General features: G+C 29.4%; 14 protein-coding genes. 3 read left to right on the top strand and 11 right to left on the bottom strand.

Annotation, left to right across the window (positions count from 1 at the left end; translation table 11 throughout):
- Positions 1-90 precede the first annotated feature (90 nt).
- From GQR92_RS12775 to GQR92_RS12755, 5 genes are all read right to left on the bottom strand, one after another.
- On the bottom strand, positions 91-2,166 hold the full coding sequence (locus tag GQR92_RS12775) for a gliding motility protein RemB (RefSeq protein WP_158840135.1): 2,076 nt from the start codon (positions 2,164-2,166) through the stop codon (positions 91-93).
- A gap of 1 nt (position 2,167) precedes the next feature.
- Positions 2,168-2,740 (bottom strand): acyltransferase, encoded by a 573-nt coding sequence (locus GQR92_RS12770; RefSeq protein WP_302849580.1) that lies wholly within the window; start codon positions 2,738-2,740, stop codon positions 2,168-2,170.
- A 1-nt stretch (position 2,741) separates the two neighbouring features.
- A complete protein-coding gene (gene deoC, locus GQR92_RS12765; protein WP_158840133.1) occupies positions 2,742-3,488 on the bottom strand; it encodes a deoxyribose-phosphate aldolase in 747 nt (248 codons plus the stop codon).
- Positions 3,489-3,554: 66 nt separating this feature from the next.
- Positions 3,555-4,292 (bottom strand): energy transducer TonB, encoded by a 738-nt coding sequence (locus GQR92_RS12760; protein WP_158840131.1) that lies wholly within the window; start codon positions 4,290-4,292, stop codon positions 3,555-3,557.
- A 109-nt stretch (positions 4,293-4,401) separates the two neighbouring features.
- Positions 4,402-4,977, bottom strand: a complete 576-nt coding sequence (locus GQR92_RS12755) for a DUF3109 family protein (RefSeq protein WP_158840129.1) — start codon at positions 4,975-4,977, stop codon at positions 4,402-4,404.
- An 83-nt stretch (positions 4,978-5,060) separates the two neighbouring features.
- Between GQR92_RS12755 and GQR92_RS12750 the strand changes: the two genes are divergently transcribed.
- The 3 genes from GQR92_RS12750 to GQR92_RS12740 all read left to right on the top strand — a co-directional run bounded on the left by GQR92_RS12750 (position 5,061) and on the right by GQR92_RS12740 (position 7,105).
- On the top strand, positions 5,061-5,648 hold the full coding sequence (locus GQR92_RS12750; protein ID WP_158840127.1) for a MarC family protein: 588 nt from the start codon (positions 5,061-5,063) through the stop codon (positions 5,646-5,648).
- A complete protein-coding gene (locus tag GQR92_RS12745; protein ID WP_158840125.1) occupies positions 5,649-6,254 on the top strand; it encodes an NAD(P)/FAD-dependent oxidoreductase in 606 nt (201 codons plus the stop codon). It abuts the gene before it with no gap.
- Positions 6,255-6,370: 116 nt separating this feature from the next.
- On the top strand, positions 6,371-7,105 hold the full coding sequence (locus tag GQR92_RS12740; RefSeq protein ID WP_158840123.1) for an energy transducer TonB: 735 nt from the start codon (positions 6,371-6,373) through the stop codon (positions 7,103-7,105).
- A 262-nt stretch (positions 7,106-7,367) separates the two neighbouring features.
- On the opposite strand, the gene GQR92_RS12735 is transcribed toward GQR92_RS12740, so the two are convergent.
- The 6 genes from GQR92_RS12735 to glmS all read right to left on the bottom strand — a co-directional run bounded on the left by GQR92_RS12735 (position 7,368) and on the right by glmS (position 18,954).
- Positions 7,368-7,730 carry a response regulator gene (locus tag GQR92_RS12735; protein ID WP_158840121.1) on the bottom strand — a complete coding sequence of 121 codons (363 nt, stop codon included), beginning with the start codon at positions 7,728-7,730 and terminating at the stop codon, positions 7,368-7,370.
- 537 nt (positions 7,731-8,267) lie between these two features.
- Entirely contained in the window at positions 8,268-9,272 is a 1,005-nt protein-coding gene (locus GQR92_RS12730; RefSeq protein WP_158840119.1) for an IS30 family transposase, read from the bottom strand.
- A gap of 749 nt (positions 9,273-10,021) precedes the next feature.
- Positions 10,022-10,384, bottom strand: a complete 363-nt coding sequence (locus tag GQR92_RS12725; RefSeq protein ID WP_158840117.1) for a response regulator — start codon at positions 10,382-10,384, stop codon at positions 10,022-10,024.
- Between the two features lie 124 nt (positions 10,385-10,508).
- On the bottom strand, positions 10,509-11,162 hold the full coding sequence (locus tag GQR92_RS12720) for a response regulator (RefSeq protein ID WP_199269140.1): 654 nt from the start codon (positions 11,160-11,162) through the stop codon (positions 10,509-10,511).
- Positions 11,159-16,759 carry a PAS domain-containing protein gene (locus tag GQR92_RS12715; RefSeq protein ID WP_158840115.1) on the bottom strand — a complete coding sequence of 1,867 codons (5,601 nt, stop codon included), beginning with the start codon at positions 16,757-16,759 and terminating at the stop codon, positions 11,159-11,161. Before GQR92_RS12715 ends, GQR92_RS12720 begins: the two co-directional genes overlap by 4 nt.
- Before the next feature lie 338 nt (positions 16,760-17,097).
- Entirely contained in the window at positions 17,098-18,954 is a 1,857-nt protein-coding gene (gene glmS / locus GQR92_RS12710; RefSeq protein ID WP_158840113.1) for a glutamine--fructose-6-phosphate transaminase (isomerizing), read from the bottom strand.
- Positions 18,955-18,985: the final 31 nt, after the last annotated feature.

Genomic DNA, 18,985 nt, shown 5'->3' with positions numbered 1-18,985 from the left:
CTATGAAAAAGAAAAAGTGTGACTTAATTAAAAATCACACTGCAAAGATATATATAATATTGATTGTTTTTCTTAAAAAAACATTAAAATTTAAAAGTCGAAATACCAATTAAATAAATCTGCTCTTACTCCTACTGAAAACCAAACATTTCCACCTGAAGGAAAACTAGTTAAAGCCGTGTCTGAAGAGAAATTTCTATAAGATAAACTAGCAAATAGACTTGTATTATTAGAAGGATTAATTAAATAATTACCTTGTACGTCTGCAATAAAAATGTTAGCAGTATTACCTTGCCCAATTTCTATACCTGTATCTCCTACACGATTTACATAAGATTGATAAATATCTCCACCATAACTTATTGCCTGATCTTCTAAATCAAACCCTTTTTTACCTACAATAATTTTAGCACTACCACTCCATCTGTCTTTTTTATATCTTGCAATTGCAATTGCCTCCCAAAAGTTAGCACCCCATAAATGCCCAAGAGGCTGACTATAGTTTCCGTAATTTAAAATTGGTGATCTATGTGCAAATGTGTACGGACGAGCACGGTTGTACTCTAACTGTAAAAATAAATTCTCAACTTTAAAAGCATCAAAATATTTTACACCTAATTGATAGGCATATTTATGTCTCCAATCACTTAAATCACTTACGTTACCAACAGAAAACTCATCTATTACTAATTGAGAATATAAAGAGATATTATTATTTAATTTATACTTACCAGTTAAACCAATAATGGCATTACCGGCATCTTCTCCTCTATTAAACTCTAAAGATCTATAAAATAAAACAGGGTTTAAAAAACCTGCATCTATTCCGTTTTCTCCTGCAGATATTGCAGTTTCAAAAAGACCTATATTTAACTTATCTGTTAGGTTGATACTTAAATAATGAGCAGCAACATATTTTCTTGCATGTTCATTTGGGTCTGAAACTGCACTTAAAGAGGGCTCTGTATTCCACATCCAAATATTGGTGTATTGTATTTTCCAAAAATCAACCTTCATTTTTAAATACGTAGATGGCGATGAAACATCTGATAAAATAAAAGATCTATATCCGTCTCCAATAAAGTTTTTACCATTACCAAACTGAAACTGCATATACTTATTTGGTGTGTATGCTAAATAACCTTCTGCAACCGGATAATCGTGAGAATCTGTTTTAAATCCTTTTGTCTTACCTCTACCAGGAACCAATCCTTCAGAATTTTTAGGTCTTACATTGGCTGCTCTATTTGTTATAAAACTATTTACATATTCTGCAAACCTACCTTGACTCTCGGAATACGTGGTAGAAAATGAAAAATTCTTTCCAATTTCTCCATTCACATTTACAATTCTAGAATTATTAAAAGTGTAGGCTACATCAGAATTGTCTTTTCCTATTTGAACATCAAACAATAAATCTACCGTTAACCAATAATCTTTCTTTTTAACTTGTAATAAATGTTCATTCCAAACTTTTTTACCCAACCAAGTTTCTTTATTTGGTTTTAAAAACTTTTTCTTCTCTTTTGTTATGTTATAATACGGCATTATCTCATTGTACGAATAAGGTTTAGAGGCCGTATGCGTACCTTTTGCCTTATGTAAAGCGAATTCATAATCTACATAACTTCTATGTGTAAAAGGAATGTTCAGTTTACTATTATGTTCTAAAAACGTAGAATCTGCAATTCTCTTTTTTTCTACAACATCTAATAAACTTTCTTTTTTAATTTCTAAACTAGCACCATCGTTATCTACAATAGAGTCTTTAGAAGCTTCAATTATAGGAAAACTAATAGGCAGCTCGAACTTCATTTCTATGGCATGATTATTATACCACCCAGGGGTGATTTTTGGTAAGACCATAAAAGCTCTTTTCACCTCTTCTCTAACTTCGTTAAACGGAGTGTTTACATAAATTAACTTAAATTCACCTTCTGCTGTAACCGAAAAAATAGTATTAGCAGTCCCCTTAAAACTTTCGTTTTTTGCAATTGCTGGAGTTTTAAATTCTGCAAAAAACATTTTTTTTGTTTGTGTATAGAAACAATCTTTTAAAGATTGAATTTCTACACCTTTACAAGCTTCGAAAATTGGATATTTTTCTTCTTGAGCAAATAATATTGAGGGAAATAATAAAACTAGAAATACGTATTTTTTTATCATTCTATAACTTTATAATGGTGTTGTTTATTAATTGATATTTTTGATTGCTCTCTTTACAGATTGCAATTCCGTTTTTATTAAATTCTAACCGATGACCGTATTCGCTTACCCAACCAATTTGTTTAGAGGGGTTGCCAACTACCAATGCAAATGGCAAAACTTCTTTAGTTACCACAGATCCTGCGCCAATAAAAGCATACTCGCCAATAGTGTTGCCGCAAACAATGGTTGCATTTGCACCAATACTTGCGCCTTTTTTAACTAAAGTTTTTTGATATTCATTTTTTCTTTTGATAGCACTTCTTGGGTTTATAACATTTGTAAAAACCATAGAAGGACCTAAAAAAACATCGTCTTCGCAAATTACGCCTGTATAAATAGAAACATTGTTTTGCACTTTTACATTTTTCCCTAAAATAACTTCTGGAGAAACCACTACATTCTGACCAATATTACAATGCTCTCCAATAATACAATTAGACATAATATGACTAAAATGCCATATTTTGGTATCTTTTCCGATACTGCAATCGTTATCTATTACAGCCGTTTCATGTGCAAAATATTCTATCAAATTAGTATCCTGAATTGCTGTTTTGTTCCTTATTAACTATCTCTTTAGAAGATGATGTACCTATTCTATCTACTCCTAAACCTATCATTTTTACAGCCGTTTTATAATCTCTTACACCACCTGCCGCTTTTACTTTTAAGGGTTTTGCATTTTCTACAATTAACTTCATTGTATCAAATGTAGCTCCGTTTGGTAAATTATTTTCGGTTTTAAAAAAACCTGTTGATGATTTTACAAAAACATTCTCTGCATTTTCTTCACCAAAAACAGTGAAAACAATGTTTTTAATTAGGGACGAAATTACAATTATTTCTTTATTTGTTAAGGCGGCAACTTCAATTATCCACTTTACAACTTTTTTATTTTCTAAAGCAAGGGCTATTCCCTTTGTAATCTCATTGGTAACCAAATCTATTTCACCTCTTTTAAAAGCTTCATAATTTACTACAAAGTCTAATTCATCTGCACCTAAATCAATAGCTTTTTGGGCTTCGTTAATTTTTTCTTCTGATGAATACGTCCCTTCATGAAAACCAATTACAGTACCTACTAAAGTTTTAGAGGCTCCTTTTTTAAGCACTTCTTTTGCTAAAGGAATATATTTAGCACGAATCATGATTAATTTATAATCAAACAAAATAGCTTCTTCAAGCAAATCGACAACCTTCTGTTGATTTGCTTCTTCCGTAAGATTCGCCTGACTCGCTGTTTTTAAGTAAGTAGCATCTAAATATTGATTCATTTTCATTTTACAAAAATAATAAATAATAAAACGGATTCCATAAAAAACCCAACCTTTTGGTTGGGTTTTATTTTACTCTAAACGAAAAGCTATTGGTAAATTATACCGAACTTTAACCGTTCTACTATTTTGTTTACCAGGTTTAAATTTGGGTAACTTTTTAATAACTCTTAAAGCTTCTTTTTCTAAACCTTTATAAGCTGTTCTAATCTTAACATCGACTATTTCTCCTTTATCATCTATTACAAACTGCGTCTGTATTTTATGTTTACCAGAACGTAAACCTATTTCATTTGCCAACTGTACATCAAAATTACGTTGTACAAACTGTTTCATTTTTTTATCAAAACAAATCTTATTTTCTTTTTTTGATAAATTTTCACATCCTTTAAAAACAGGTGCATCTTCTATACTTACAAAATCTACATCTTCAATAAAGTTATCTATAATTTTAACCTCTACAACTTTATCTATATCAATTAAAACAAGATCTTCTATTGGAGTATTATCTATAATTGTTTCAATAATAGTATTATCTCCTTTTACAACCTCATCTACAATAAATGGTGCTGCTTTTATAACCTTTACTTGAGGCACAACTTTAGGTTGTTTTGTAAAAAGAACATTTACATCTGGTTCTACATAAACAATTTTGTTTTTATCTGGTTTAAGAACAACTATTGTTTTCTGTTCGGTTTGGTATTCTAAAGTCACAAAGACTACAAAGAGTACTAATACAAGCCCTAACTGCATAAAAAGGTTAGAGAATTTTTCTAATTGTTTGGTTGGTCGTTTCTTGGTGTTATTCATAATTAGAAAGTTTTTAAATGTTAAAACTTTGTTAAACCAATTAACGTGCCACAAAAAAAGCATCAAATTTCTTTGATGCTTTTAAGGTAAAATACTCTTTGTTGAGTAACTACATATTTTTTAAATGTTTTTCGGCAACTATTTCTAATTCATTGTACCAATCTTGTCCAAATTTTCTAACCAAAGCTTGTTTTACAAATTTGTAAACAGGTACTTGTAACTCTTTACCTAAGGTACAAGCATCATCGCAAATTTCCCATTTATCATAATTTACAGCAGAAAACTCACTGTAATCTTTTATTCTAATCGGGTATAAATGACAAGAAACTGGTTTTTTCCAATCTATTTCTCCTTGGTTATATGCTTCTTCTATAGCGCAAAGAGCTGTGTTCTTTTCATCAAAAATAACATAAGCACAATCTGCACCATTAATTAAAGGAGTTTCTAATTCTCCCCACTCACTGGTAACCCAAGTACCTTCTTTTTCAATAACATCGATACCTTCTTTTCTTAAAAAAGGTTTTACTTTAGGATAAATATCTTCTAAAATTTTTGTTTCTTCTTTTTCTAAAGGAGCACCGGCGTCGCCATCTATACAACAAGCACCTTTACAAGCAGATAAATTGCAAACAAAATCTTTTTCGATAATATCTTCTGAAACTATAGTTTTTCCAAGTTGAAACATATCGCAAAAATAGTGTTATTTTTTTCTATAACTTTACGTTTTCCTAAACTAAGTTGCCTAATTTTGTAAAAATTATAAAAATTATGAATTTTAATTTTAAAGAAGCTTTTACTGCATTTATGGTTTTGTTTGCTGTTATAGATGTTATTGGCAATATTCCTATTATTATAGACTTACGAAAAAAAGCTGGTCATATTCAGTCTGAAAAAGCTGCTATAATTGCAGGTTTTATTATGATTGTTTTCTTGTTTTTAGGACAAAGTTTATTAAAATTGATTGGAATTGATGTACACTCATTTGCAGTTGCAGGTGCTTTTATACTTTTCTTTATTGCTTTAGAGATGATCTTAGGAATTACACTTTATAAAGATAATGAAGACGACGTAAATGCTATTACGGCCTCTGTTTTTCCTTTAGCTTTCCCTTTAATTGCTGGTCCAGGTAGTTTAACAACCTTACTTTCTTTAAGAGCAGAGTTTCATATAGAAAATATTATAATTGCTGTTTTAGCCAATGTTCTTTTAATTTATTTTGTATTAAAAACCTCTTCTAAAATAGAACGTATTATTGGTCCAAACGGAATTCAAATAATTAGAAAAATATTTGGTGTAATTTTATTAGCCATTTCTGTAAAATTATTTGCAACAAATATTAAAGTCCTTTTTATTTAAATGAATTTTGATGTTCTAATTATTGGTGGTGGCGTTTCTGCAATGCAATGTGCATTGGTATTAGGTTCTGCAAAAAATAAAACTTTTGCTAAGGATAAAAATATTGGCATTATTATTCATCAAAGAGCGTCTCATTTACAAGATGCATTATTTAATAATGTATTAGGTTTACCGCCTAAAACTTTAGGAAAAGATATTTTAATTACTGGTAAAAAACAACTTTCTACCTTATACCCTCATGTGCAACAAATAGAAAACGAAAAAGTTCTATCTGTCTTAAATATTAAAAATGGTTATCAAATAAAAACCAACAATGCTACTTACTTTAGTAAAATTGTAATTCTTGCTTTAAATTATTCTAAACCATTTACAATAGAAGGTTTGGCTACTTTTATAGAACCACATAGCAGCGCAAACCCATCAAAAGATAGAATTCAACTTAAAAACACGAACCACCTAATAAAAGATGGCTTATACTGTTGCGGCACGATAGCTGGTTGCCGAAGCCAATTTGCAATTGCTGCAGGTAGCGGCGCAAGTGTAGCCACAGATATACTTACTATCTGGAACAATAACATCCCTACAAAAATACACGACAAAGTATGATGAAAATCATATTTTAAAGTCCTTTTAAGCTTTAATTTTACAATAGAAAATCAAATTACTAAGAATTTGATAATTCTAAAGCTATTTTTAAATAACGAGATTAAAAGGATTTCAAGATGGACGTTAAAAAAAACCCAAAACAACAGTTAGAAAACTACAGCAAGATTTTCTTACAAATAGGGTTAGTACTAACCTTATTTATTACTTACACCTTAATTGAATACAAAACATATGAAAGGAATGATTTAAAAAGCTTAGGGCAAGCAAATATGGTCGATGATATGAAGGAAGATATTCCTATTATCGAAATGCAAGAAGTAAAACCACCACCAAAAAATACACCTCCACCAGTTGTAGAACAAATTACCATTGTAGAAGATGAAAAAGAAATAGTAGAAACTGTAATAGAATCTACAGAAACAGACGAAACAGTGGGTATAGTTGTAAACACTGATGATATTATAGAAGTTGAAGAAGTTGAAGAGGTTGTAGAAGACATCCCTTTTATCTTAATTGAAAACGTACCTGTTTATCCGGGGTGTAAGGGAAATAACAAAGAATTAAAAGACTGTTTCACAAAAAAAGTGACGGAATTTTTTGGAAGAAAATTTAATATTAATTTGGCTAACGAATTAGGCTTACAACCAGGTAAAAAGAAATTATTTGTAATTTTTACAATTAACAACAAAGGTAAAATAGCAAATGTAAGAGCTAGAGGACCGCACCCTCGATTAGAAAAAGAAGTAGTAGAAATTATTAGTGCTTTACCTACTATGACTCCTGGAAAACAAAGAGGAACTCCAGTTGGTGTTAGTTACAGTATCCCAATTACTTTTGAAGTTAGAATCTAAAAAAACAAACCCCTGCTTATAGCTGGGGTTTATTTTTTTTATAAATGATTAAGAATTAAGAAAATCACCTATTGAATAAGCTAACAATGTAATATATATTTGTAATGTAATAATTACATTTTGATTTAAAATTATTTTAGAAAAATTAATTAGCGTATTTAATCCCCCAAAATTACATTAATAAAAAGCTGAACTACCCCCTTGTCGTTTAGCTTTTTTTATGTGCTAATTTAGAAGAAAACATGGGAACACTTCTTTTCAATTAAGCTGCTGTAATGGCTTCTATTAATTTGTCAAAATCTTTAGTTTTATCAAAAAAAGTACACACTCCGTACTTTAAACAATAACTTTTAAGTTCTATACTTACAGAAAAAACATAAACTCTTGTTTCTATTTTTTTTTCTTTAAGTGTTTTCAATAACTCTATACCACTTCCATCAGGCAACTTTAAATCGAGTATCACTAAATCGAAATTAGTATCATCAAAAAAAGAGATTGCTTCTTGTAACGACTCTGTTAAATGGATATTTTTAATACTTGTGTTTTTCTTAGCTGCATTAACAATGCATTCTCCAATAAAAGTGTTGTCTTCTACGACTAGTAAATTATTTAAGATTGATTTCAAGATAAGGGGAATAAGGGGTGAATTACAGGCAAGATAAGTGCTTTTAATAGATATAAACGTAAGCAAAATGCTTATCATGTATATTATTAAACCATTTAGATTACAACACTTATTAAATAATTAACGCCTATTAAAAAGCATACTTTTATTCTTTAATATAAAAAATAAGAAAATTACCTATTGAAAAGACTTAGCTTCTTACATATCTTTGAAGTGTAGAATTTAATTGAAATTTGTAAGTAGTAAAATTACAGAATGAACTAAAACTATTTTTGATAAAAGATATTAATATATTTAGCCCCCCGAGAATGTATTAATAAAAAAGCTAAACTCCCCCCATTGACGTTTAGCTTTTTTTATGCGTTATTTTTAAAGAATTGATAAAAGGCAACAATCGTATTTTATATTAGTTCTTGATAATAGTAAAAAGACAACCACCCAAGTTAAAACCTTTTAATAACTGCTTTCATCAATTTAACCAATACAACTTGGATTCAATGTTGTAACGCAACAAAACGTTTATGTTTTTTGATGTTACTAAGCTACAAATTTAAGTTCTAAATCCATCATTTCTTTAGGTGTTTTATAACCAATAATTTTTCGAGGTCTGTTGTTCAATTTTTCTTGAATAATTAGGAGTTGATTAATGTCAATTTCATTAAAATTAGTTCCCTTTGGCAGATACCTTCTAATGAGTCCGTTCGTATTTTCATTTGTTCCTCTTTCCCAGGAAGAATAGGGGTGAGCAAAGTATATTTTCATTCCCGTATTTTGAGTAATTTTTTCGTGTCTAGCCATTTCAATTCCGTTGTCGGAAGTCATTGTTTTTTTATAAATAGGATTTAATTTGTTTAATATTTTAGAAAACTCATTGGCTACTTCACCTGCTTTTTTGGACTCTAATTTTACAATTAAAGTAAATCTAGTTTTGCGTTCTACTATAGTTCCAATAGCGCTTTTATGGTTCTTTCCAATGACTAAATCACCTTCCCAATGTCCGACTTCATTTCTAAGTTCAATATGCTGTGGTCTATTGTCAATACTTACTTGGTTTATTATTTTAGATCCGCCACCACGTCTTTTTTTAGGGGTTCTACGTCTTGTTTTTTTACGTACTAATAGTTTGATTAATTTTTTGTTTAAACGTGCTTGTGGTCTTGTGTAAATATGTCTATAAATAGCTTCGTGAGAAATAGACATTATTGGATCATTAGGATACAGCTCTTTGAGTCTTCCTGAAATTTGTTCAGGTGTCCAGTTTGACAAAAGGCCTCTATAGACAAAAAATTTAAGTAGAGAATATGTACTTATTTTATCTAAGTTTCTTTTGTTTAAATAATCTTCTTTAACACACCAATGAGCAAGTTCAGCATCGTAATTATCTTCCTTTTTCTGCACCCATTTATTCACTTCTCTTGTAATTGTTGAGGGTGCTCTTTTTAGTTTTTTAGCGATGTATGATTTTGACTTTTTTTCTATTAAAAGTGTCTGAATAATCACTCTTTCTTTTAAAGTTAATCTTCTATGTTTTTTTAATTCCATTTTACAAATCTATTAATTTAGATTTGTTGCGTTAAGTTATTGAATGGAGGCAATAGCACCATAAACAACAAATAACGTATACCTCTAAACATTTAACCGAATGTGTAAACTTATTAAAAACCATCAATTATAATTAATCTTAAAAATAAGAAAATCACCTATTGAAAAGATTTAGATTCTTATCTATCTTTGAAGTGTAGCATTTATTTAAATTCTGTAAGTAATAAAATTACAGAATGACCTAAAACTATTCTTGATAAAAGATATTAATTTACTTAGTCCCCCATAATTATATTAATAGAAAGCTAAACACTCCCCCTGTTGTTTAGCTTTTTTTATGAAATTTAATAAAAGACAGTAGTTTTTTAGTTATAAAAAAAATACAATATTCAATCAAATTAAGATCTTTTAAGTATCTAATTTAACAAATGTATAAACACCTAAATGATATCTAACTTACAGTTATATCTATAATCTTACTAAAAGTTAACTTTTATAATCAATATTTAAAAAATAAGAAATTTGCCTATTGAAAAGACTTACAACCTTATCTATCTTTGAAGTGTAGAATTTAATTGAAATTTGTAAGTAGTAAAATTACAGAATGAACTAAAACTATTTTTGATAAAAGATATTAATGTATTTAGCCCCCCAAAATTATATTAATAAAAAAAGCTAAACAACCTCTTGTTGTTTAGCTTTTTTTTATGCTTTATTTTGTTATAGTTAATAAAATAGACCTCTTTTAATTAAGCAATAGTAATAGCCTCAATTAACTCATCAAAATCTTTAGCTTTATCAAAAAAAGCCAACGCACCATATTTTAAACAAAAGGATTTAAGTTCTGTACTTACAGAAAAAACAAAAACTTTTGTTTCTATTTTTTTTTCTTTAAGAATTTTTAATAATTCTATTCCATGTCCATCAGGTAATTTTAAATCGAGTACCACTAATTCAAAATAAGTATCATCAAAAAAAGAAATTGCCTCTTGCAAAGACTCCGTTAAACAGATATCTCCAATACTATCAATTTCATTAACAGCACTAACAATAGCCTTTGCAACAAAAGAGTTGTCTTCTACAATTAATAAATTATTTATTTTTGATTTCAAGATAAGGTAAATATTTAAAAAAAGTTACCGGGGAAGAATCAAATGTAGGTCATTCTCAGAAGTATTCACATAAGCAATATGCTTATCATTCTATTTTAAATAAAGTAACACTATATAATAGCGGTTAAAGATCTAATGAAGTTAACCCTTCTTTAATAGCATACTTTGTCAATTCTGGAATCGTATATAAATCTATTTTTTTCATAATATTATTTCTATGAACATCAACAGTCTTAGGACTCAAAAACAATATCTCGCCAGTTTCTTTAGAAGACTTGCCTTCTGCAATTAACTGCAAGACTTCTTTTTCTCTAGAGCTTAATTCTGTTTTTTCTATAGCTTTCTTTTCTTTAAGTATTGTAAGAAACTCTTGATTAATCTCTTTTGATAGATATCTTTTATTTTGCACAACAGTAGAAATTGCTGTAATTAACTCATCTGCATCTCCATCTTTTAACAAATAACCAAAAGCACCTGCTTTAAACATACTCTGAATAAATTGCTTACTAGAATGCATAGAAAGACCTATTATTTTTATCTCTGGGTTTTCTTTATGAATTTGTTTTGTAGCCTCTATACCATTTAAACCTGGCATTGCCACATCCATAACAATAACATTTGGCGCTAGTTTTAAACATGTTTTTATAGCCTCTCTACCATCGGAAGCCTCGCCTATTATATGCATATTAGACCTTTGTTCTATAATGTTTCTTAAACCATCTCTTAGCAATTTATGGTCATCTACTAATACTATTTTAATTTCTTTTAAATAAGTCATTTAGATAAAGGTATAAAAATTTTAATACTTGTTCCTTCATTTATTTTTGATTTAATCGTAAATTTTCCTTGTATGTTTCTAATACGTTCTTGAACCGTAAACAAACCAAAGCCTGATCCTGTATGATTTTGATTATTATTTAATACAGAAGTATCAAACCCAACACCGTTATCGGTAATAAAAATATCTAGCCCAAGTTTATTTTTATCAAGACCTAATGTTATTAAAGTGGCATTAGCATATTTTATGGCATTCATTAACACTTCTTGTATGCTTCTATACAATAAAATAGATTTTATTTCATCCAAATTTATACTATCTACATTACTGTTAATTACACACTTAATTTTATGAGTTACTTCTACATTATCAAACAACCAATTTAATGCCTCAATGATACCTAATTGATATAATACTGGCGGAGAAAGCTCATAAGTAATTTTTCGACTGTTTTCTAAAGCTTCAGAAATATGTGTTTCAATAAACTTTAAATCTTCATCAATCATTTTTAATTGTGATCTTTTCTTTAATTCATTAATTTTCATTTTAGAAATAACTAAAGACTGGCTTAAATGATCGTGAATATTAGTAGCAATTTCTTTCTTTTGTTTCTCTTCTATCACAGTCATTTCTGTGGTTAATTTCTGAAGAGACACTTGGTACTCTTCAATCTCTTGTTTTGCTAAAATCGATTGTGTAATGTCTCTTGCAGTAGAAATAAAAGAACTGACTTTATTGTTTTTATAAACAGGTGATGATAAAAATTCTAACCACACATAATGTCCTTCTTTGTGGAGTACTCTACAAACAAAAGCATCGATAACCATGCTACTAAACATTCTTTGTGACATTACATTTTTCAAAGAATCAATATCCTCTTCATGAATAACACCAAAGACTTTTTTACCTAAAAGTTCTGATTGATTATACCCCAAAATATTTTTTATAGAAGGGCTAATGTATTTAAAAGTACTGTCCATTTCGTGTAAACAGATTAAATCGTTAGAGTTATCAGTTAATATACGATACATCTCTTCGGCTTTTTCTATTTCACTTGTTATTCGTTTTTGCTCTGTAATATCTTGATTGGTCCCCTTTAAGTTGATTACTTCTCCTGTACTACCTATAACTGGTTGACAAAGACCTCTCAATGTTTTTTGCGTGCCATCGGGAAGAAAAATTCGAAATTCAATATCGAATGAAATTCCTAAACGAATGGCTTTATCAACGGAACTATTATGTAACTCTAGATCATCTCTGTGAATTTGTTTTAAAATTGTATCAAATTTAGGACTCCCTAACTTTGGATCTACCCCCCAAATACGAAACGTTTCCTCGGACCATTCTGATTCATCATTGAAAGGATTAAATATCCAGCTTCCTACTTTTGCTAATTTCTGTGCTTCTTTTAATTTATTGATGGATTCTCTTTTTGCTGATTCTGCATCTTTTATACTTTGAATACTTTGAATACTAACAGGAACTGTTTTTTGTTCTATTTCTGTTTGAGGAATAGGAATTGAAATTATTGCTGCAAACTCATCTCCTTTTAGAGTTTTATAATTAACTTCTGATATAAATGTTTTTTCATTATTCCATATAGATACTATCAAATCACTAAACACCTTATGAGCACCTTTACCAAACGTATCTTGTATTTTTCCTTGTAAAAAATCTTCAGCACTTTCTGCCTTAAATAACTTTACTGTGGCTTTGTTTACTTTATTTATTTTTACTTTTCCAAGTATTGAAAATAAAACCTCAGGGTGCTCTTCAAAATATGTTTTAATATTAGGTATATCATGCTTTTTAAGTTCTGCTAACTGTTGCATTACTAAACTTAAATCTCCATTCCAAATAGACACTGTTGCACTATCAAATAGTTCTCTATACCTACTTGTAATCATTAAATTTGCTTCTTCAATTAATTTTTTCTCTGTAATGTTCTGCGTAACACCCCTTCTTCCAATAATTTCGTTTTGCTGGTTGTACACAGGCTGAGCTACATTACGTACCCAAACTTCTTCTTTTCTTTTATTAAGAATTTTCAATTCTAAATCATAAGGAATCCCTTTCGTATCAAGTTCTTTAGTGGCTTTTGCCATCTTCTGTTGTGATTCTTCATCGAAAAAACTCAAAATTTCTTTTCGTGCTGGAACTCGGTCTTTTATATCTAGTCCAAAAATGTGGTAAAGATGCTCAGACCACATAAAAGTATCTGTTGCAATATCATATTCATGATACCCCATTTTAGCAATCTTACTTGCTTCATCCATAGAATACTTCCTTTTTTCTAAAAGGTCTAAAGAATTCTGAATCTTTTGTTTAGAAAGCTCTAATTCAAATTGGGCTTTTTTAGAAGCTGTAATATTCTGAGTAACTCCTCTTCTACCAATAATTTCGTTTTGTTGGTTATAAATAGGCTGAACAACATTCCTTACCCAAACTTCTTCCTTTCTTCGATTGATCATTCTTAACTCAATATCGTACGAATTCCCCGTTAAAATAAGATTATTGGTGGCTTCTGCCATTTTTACTTGTGATTCTTGATCTAAGCATTTAAGAATTTCATTACGAAATGGAATTCGCTTATTTTGATCTATTCCATAAATATGATAAAGATAATCTGACCAAATATAAGTATCTGCGGCAATATCGTACTCCCAATACCCAATTTTAGCCATCTTACTCCCCTCACCCATAGAGTTTTCCTTTATCGCTAAAAGATCTAATGAATCTTTAATTTTTTGTTTAGAAATTTCTAATTCGAGTAATGCTTTTTTATAGTCTGTAATATTGTGTAAAACACCTTTTCTACCAACTATGTTATTTTCTTTATTATATACTGGGTGTGCTAAATATCGCAACCAAACTTCTTCTTTTTTAGAGTTGATATACCTAACTGTAAGATCACTAGCAAGTCCACTCAAATCTATATCTAAAGAAGCTTTTGCTATCTTTTCTTGAGATTCTTTATCAAAAATTGGCAAAATTTGATCTAGTGTAGGTACTCCATCTTTTTTATCAAATTCTAAAACTTGATACATATAATCTGACCATACATAAGTATCGGTATCAATATCATAATCCTGATACCCTATTTTAGCTACTTTACTCATTTCATTTTTAGAGTACTCACTCCTTTCTAAAAGCTCTAAAGAAGTTTGAATTTTTTGTGTAGAAACCTCTAGTTGATGTTGTGCTTTTTTAGATTCTGTAATATCTTGTAGAACACCTCTTCTTTTAACAATTTTATTTTGATCGTTATAAATAGGCTCTACTACAATTCTAATCCAAACTTCTTCTTTTCTTAAATTAATCATTTTTAATTGAAGATCAAAAGGAATACCCTTAGTATCTAGATTTAAAGTAGCTTCTGCCATCTTTTTTTGCGAATCTTCATTAAAAAGTACGGCAATATCTTTTCTAGATAGAACTGGTTGCTTTGGGTCGAATCCAAAAATATGATAAAGATAATCTGACCATATATAAGTTTCCGTTGCAATATCATCTTCTAAAAAACCAATTTTAGCTGTTTTACTAGCCTCATTTTTAGAATATTCACTTTCCTCTAAAAGATTTAATGTAGTTTGAATCTTTTGCCTAGAAAATTCTAATTCTAGCTGAGCCTTTTTAGACGCTGTTATGTTCTGCAGAACTCCTCTCTTACCAATAATTTCTTCTTCTTTATTATAAACAGGTTGTCCTACATTTCTTACCCAAACTTCTTCTTCTTTTTGATTAATCCATTTCAATTCAATATCATAAGAAATACCTTTAGATGTAAGCTCTAGAGTAGCTTGCTCTAATTTATCAAGAGATTCTTTACTAAAATTTTTGTAAACTTCTTTTTGTAATGGAATTCCGTCTATAGGGTTTAACTCAAATATTTGATAAACATATTCTGACCATAAAACAGCCCCAGTTATAAAATCATGTTCCCAATACCCTATTTTAGCTATTTTACTAGCTTCATTCATAGAATATTTTCTCTTTTCTAATAGTTGTAAAGAATTTTGAATTTTCTCTTTCGAAAGCTCTAATTCTATTTGTGCCTTTTTAGAAGCTGTAATATTATGTACAACACCACTTCTTCCAATAACTTCATTTTTTTGGTTATATACCGCTTTAGCTACATATCTTACCCAAACCTCTTCCTTCTTTAAGTTGATACACCTCAACTCAACATCACAAGAAGCACCCTTTATCATAAGATTTTTAGAGATTTCTTTTATTTTTTCTTGAGATTCCTCATCAAATATTGATACAATTTCTTTCATTGATGGTATTTTCCCTCTAGAGTCCAATCCATAAATATCATAAACATAATCGGACCAATTATAAGTATCCGTAGCTAAATCATATTCTTGATAGCCTATTTTAGCTATTTTACTCGCCTCTTTTAATGAGTTCTCACTCTTTTCTAATAATTCTAGAGATGTTTGAATCTTTTGATTTGCAATAATTCTATGAGTAATATCTCTAGTAGTAGTAACAAAATAACTAATTTCATTATCTTTATAAATGGGAGATGCTAAAAATTCTAACCAAACAAAATGCCCATCTTTATGACGAATTCTAAAAGGAAAGGCATCAATAACACCCCCATCATTAAACTTTTTTTGACTTAAAGCTTCTTTTAGAACTAAAACATCATCTTTATGAACGATATTAAAAACTTGCTTACCAAGATATTCCGATTGTTCATAACCCAACATCCTTTTTATAGAAGGGCTAATGTATTTAAAAGTACTATCTGGTTCTTGTAAACAGATTAAATCATTAGAATGCTCTGTTAATATACGATGCATTTCTGCAGTTTCTTTAATTTCTTTTTCTGCAGATTCAAACTTTTGTTTATAAGTAAGTGGCTTAAATACATCTTTTAGGTTAAAAATATATCTTAACGGATCCGTTGAATCAAAAAATCTTAAATAAGAATAAAGAAGAATACTGTAAAAAATAGTAAAAACTCCTTTTGAGATAAGGCCTGATATTATAATTAATTTTAAGCTTTCTAAACCCCAAAAAGTTAAGGTTGCAAAAAATAGTGTATCAAAACTTACAACAATTAACATTGTTAAACAAATTTGCAAGAATAGAAATCGTACTTTTCTAGATATAAATTCAAATAATATTATTATTAAAAAAGCATCTAAAAACAATGTAATTGTACCAATAAATAATTCCCATACCCCAACATTAAAAAGATTTTTTGATAATCCTAAACCCCCTTCTATACCTGAATTACCTATATGCCAATTTAATGTTCGTGAAAGAACTGCCATTACTATGTTTACAATAAACAAAGCATAAATTATTTTTTTAGTTTCACTAGCATCCTCCTTTATATACACCATTAACAAAACAAAGAGAGTTGCTGTAAAAAAAACAGCCGATCCTGGCGAAACATTAAAATCACTTGTGACTGAAACATAAACAGTGCTATAAAGAAATACTTGCACAAACTGAAACAACCCAAGGCAAGCAAACATAACCCCAATACCCAACTGTTTTCTAAGGTGAAATAATAAAAGGATTACTAAGGCTACTAAAGTGCCTTGCATAAACAAGAAAGCTATCTGACTATAATTCATAACATTAAAATACCTAAATATAGACATTAAAATTTATATCTGCTGATAATTTATTTTGCATATTGAGTATATTAAAATATAATTTTATTTTACCTTCTCAATATTTTCTCTTAAGAATAAGTGTAAATAGAACTTTAGGTTTGAAAATAGGATTGTTAAAAGGAGAGAAATTGTTACTTTTATTTTAATAAAAAATAAAAATTATTTTAGTAACAAAATAGCTATTAGTCTTACTAATAAATAAACAAAGAATATTATTTCTAAAAAAACAGAAGCTATAAAACATAAAACCCAGCATAAAGCTGGGTTTTATTTTATAATAAATGTCTAATAAAAAATTACTCTACTGTAACTGATTTTGCTAAATTTCGAGGTTGATCAACATTTTTTCCTAGCATTACTGCAATATGATATGATAATAACTGAAAAGGAATTGTAGTTAACAAAGGAGTTAACGCTTCTTCTGTTTCAGGTATTTCAATAACATGATCTGCAATTTCTTTAACTTGCACATCTCCTTCTGTAACAATTGCAATTATCTTACCTGCTCTAGATTTTATTTCCTGAATATTACTAACTACTTTTTCATAATGCCCTTTACTAGTAGCAATTACAAAAATTGGCATATTTTCATCAATTAAAGCAATTGGTCCGTGCTTCATTTCTGCTGCAGGGTATCCTTCTGCATGTATGTAAGAAATTTCTTTTAATTTTAAAGCTCCTTCTAATGCTACCGGAAAGTTAAAACCTCTACCCAAATACAAACAATTTTTTGCATCTTTATATACCGCAGCTATTTCTTTAACTTTTTCATCAATTTTTAAAAGAGCTTCTACTTTTGCAGGAATTAATTGCATTCTTTGTAGAAACGTTCTAAGTTCTGTTTTAGAAATTGTTCCTTTTTTAGAAGCTAACTTTAAAGCGATTAAAGTTAAAACAGTAATTTGAGTTGTAAATGCCTTTGTAGATGCTACACCTATTTCTGGTCCTGCATGTGTATAAGCACCAGCATCGGTTTCTCTTGCAATAGAAGAACCTACAACATTACAAATTCCAAAAACAAATGCGCCTTTAGATTTTGCTAGTTTTATTGCAGCAAGTGTATCTGCGGTTTCACCAGATTGTGAAATAGCAATTACAACATCTTTTGAAGTAATAATTGGGTTTCTATATCTAAATTCCGAAGCATACTCAACCTCTACAGGAATACGAGCTTTGTCTTCAATAAGGTATTCTCCAACCAAACCAGCATGCCAAGAGGTACCACAAGCAACAATGATAATTCTTTCTGCATTTAAGAATTTATTCATGTGGTTGTCTATACCTGCCATTCTTATAATTCCTTCATCAGCAAGCATTCTCCCTCTATAGGTATCTATAATAGCTTTGGGTTGTTCATGAATTTCTTTTAACATGAAATGCTCGTAACCCCCTTTTTCTATTTGATCTAAACTCAGTTTAAGTTGCTGAATATTAGCATCAACCATAGAGTCGTCTTTAATCTTACGAACTTTTATAGTTTTACCAATCTTAATGATTGCTAATTCTTCATCCTCTAAATAAATAGCATCTTTTGTGTATTCTATAAAAGGAGAAGCATCTGAAGCTACAAAGAACTCTTTATTTTCTTTTCCCACTCCAATTGCAATAGGGCTTCCTAAACGTGCAACAACTAATTCATTTGGCTTTGTTTTATCAAAAACAGCAATTGCATATGCTCCAATAACATTAGTTAAAGCTAATTGTACAGCCTTACCTAGTTTACAGTTCTCTTGTTTTTTTACTTCTTCAATTAAATTAACAAGAACCTCTGTATCGGTATCACTTTTAAAAGTATACCCTCTAGATATTAATTCTTTTCTAAGAGAATCATAATTTTCTATAATTCCGTTATGAACAATTACTAATTCTCCAGATTGAGAAATATGTGGATGAGAATTAACATCATTAGGTACACCATGTGTAGCCCAACGTGTATGACCAATTCCAATATTTCCTTTTTTTCTTTTTTCTTCTTTATCAGTTATGGCCTCTAAGTCAGAAACTTTTCCTTTAGTTTTAGACAGTTGTATTTCTTTACCATCATACATCATTACCCCTGCACTATCGTAACCACGATATTCTAGCCTTTTTAGGCCACTTATCACTATTGGGTAAGCTTCTCTAAAACCGATATAGCCAGTTATTCCACACATAACATTTTTTTTTTAGTAGGTTAGTTATTTA

The sequence above is a fragment of the Polaribacter sp. L3A8 genome (assembly GCF_009796785.1).
In the GTDB taxonomy this organism is placed as follows: Bacteria; Bacteroidota; Bacteroidia; order Flavobacteriales; family Flavobacteriaceae; genus Polaribacter.
This window is presented reverse-complemented; position numbering and strand designations above follow the sequence as displayed.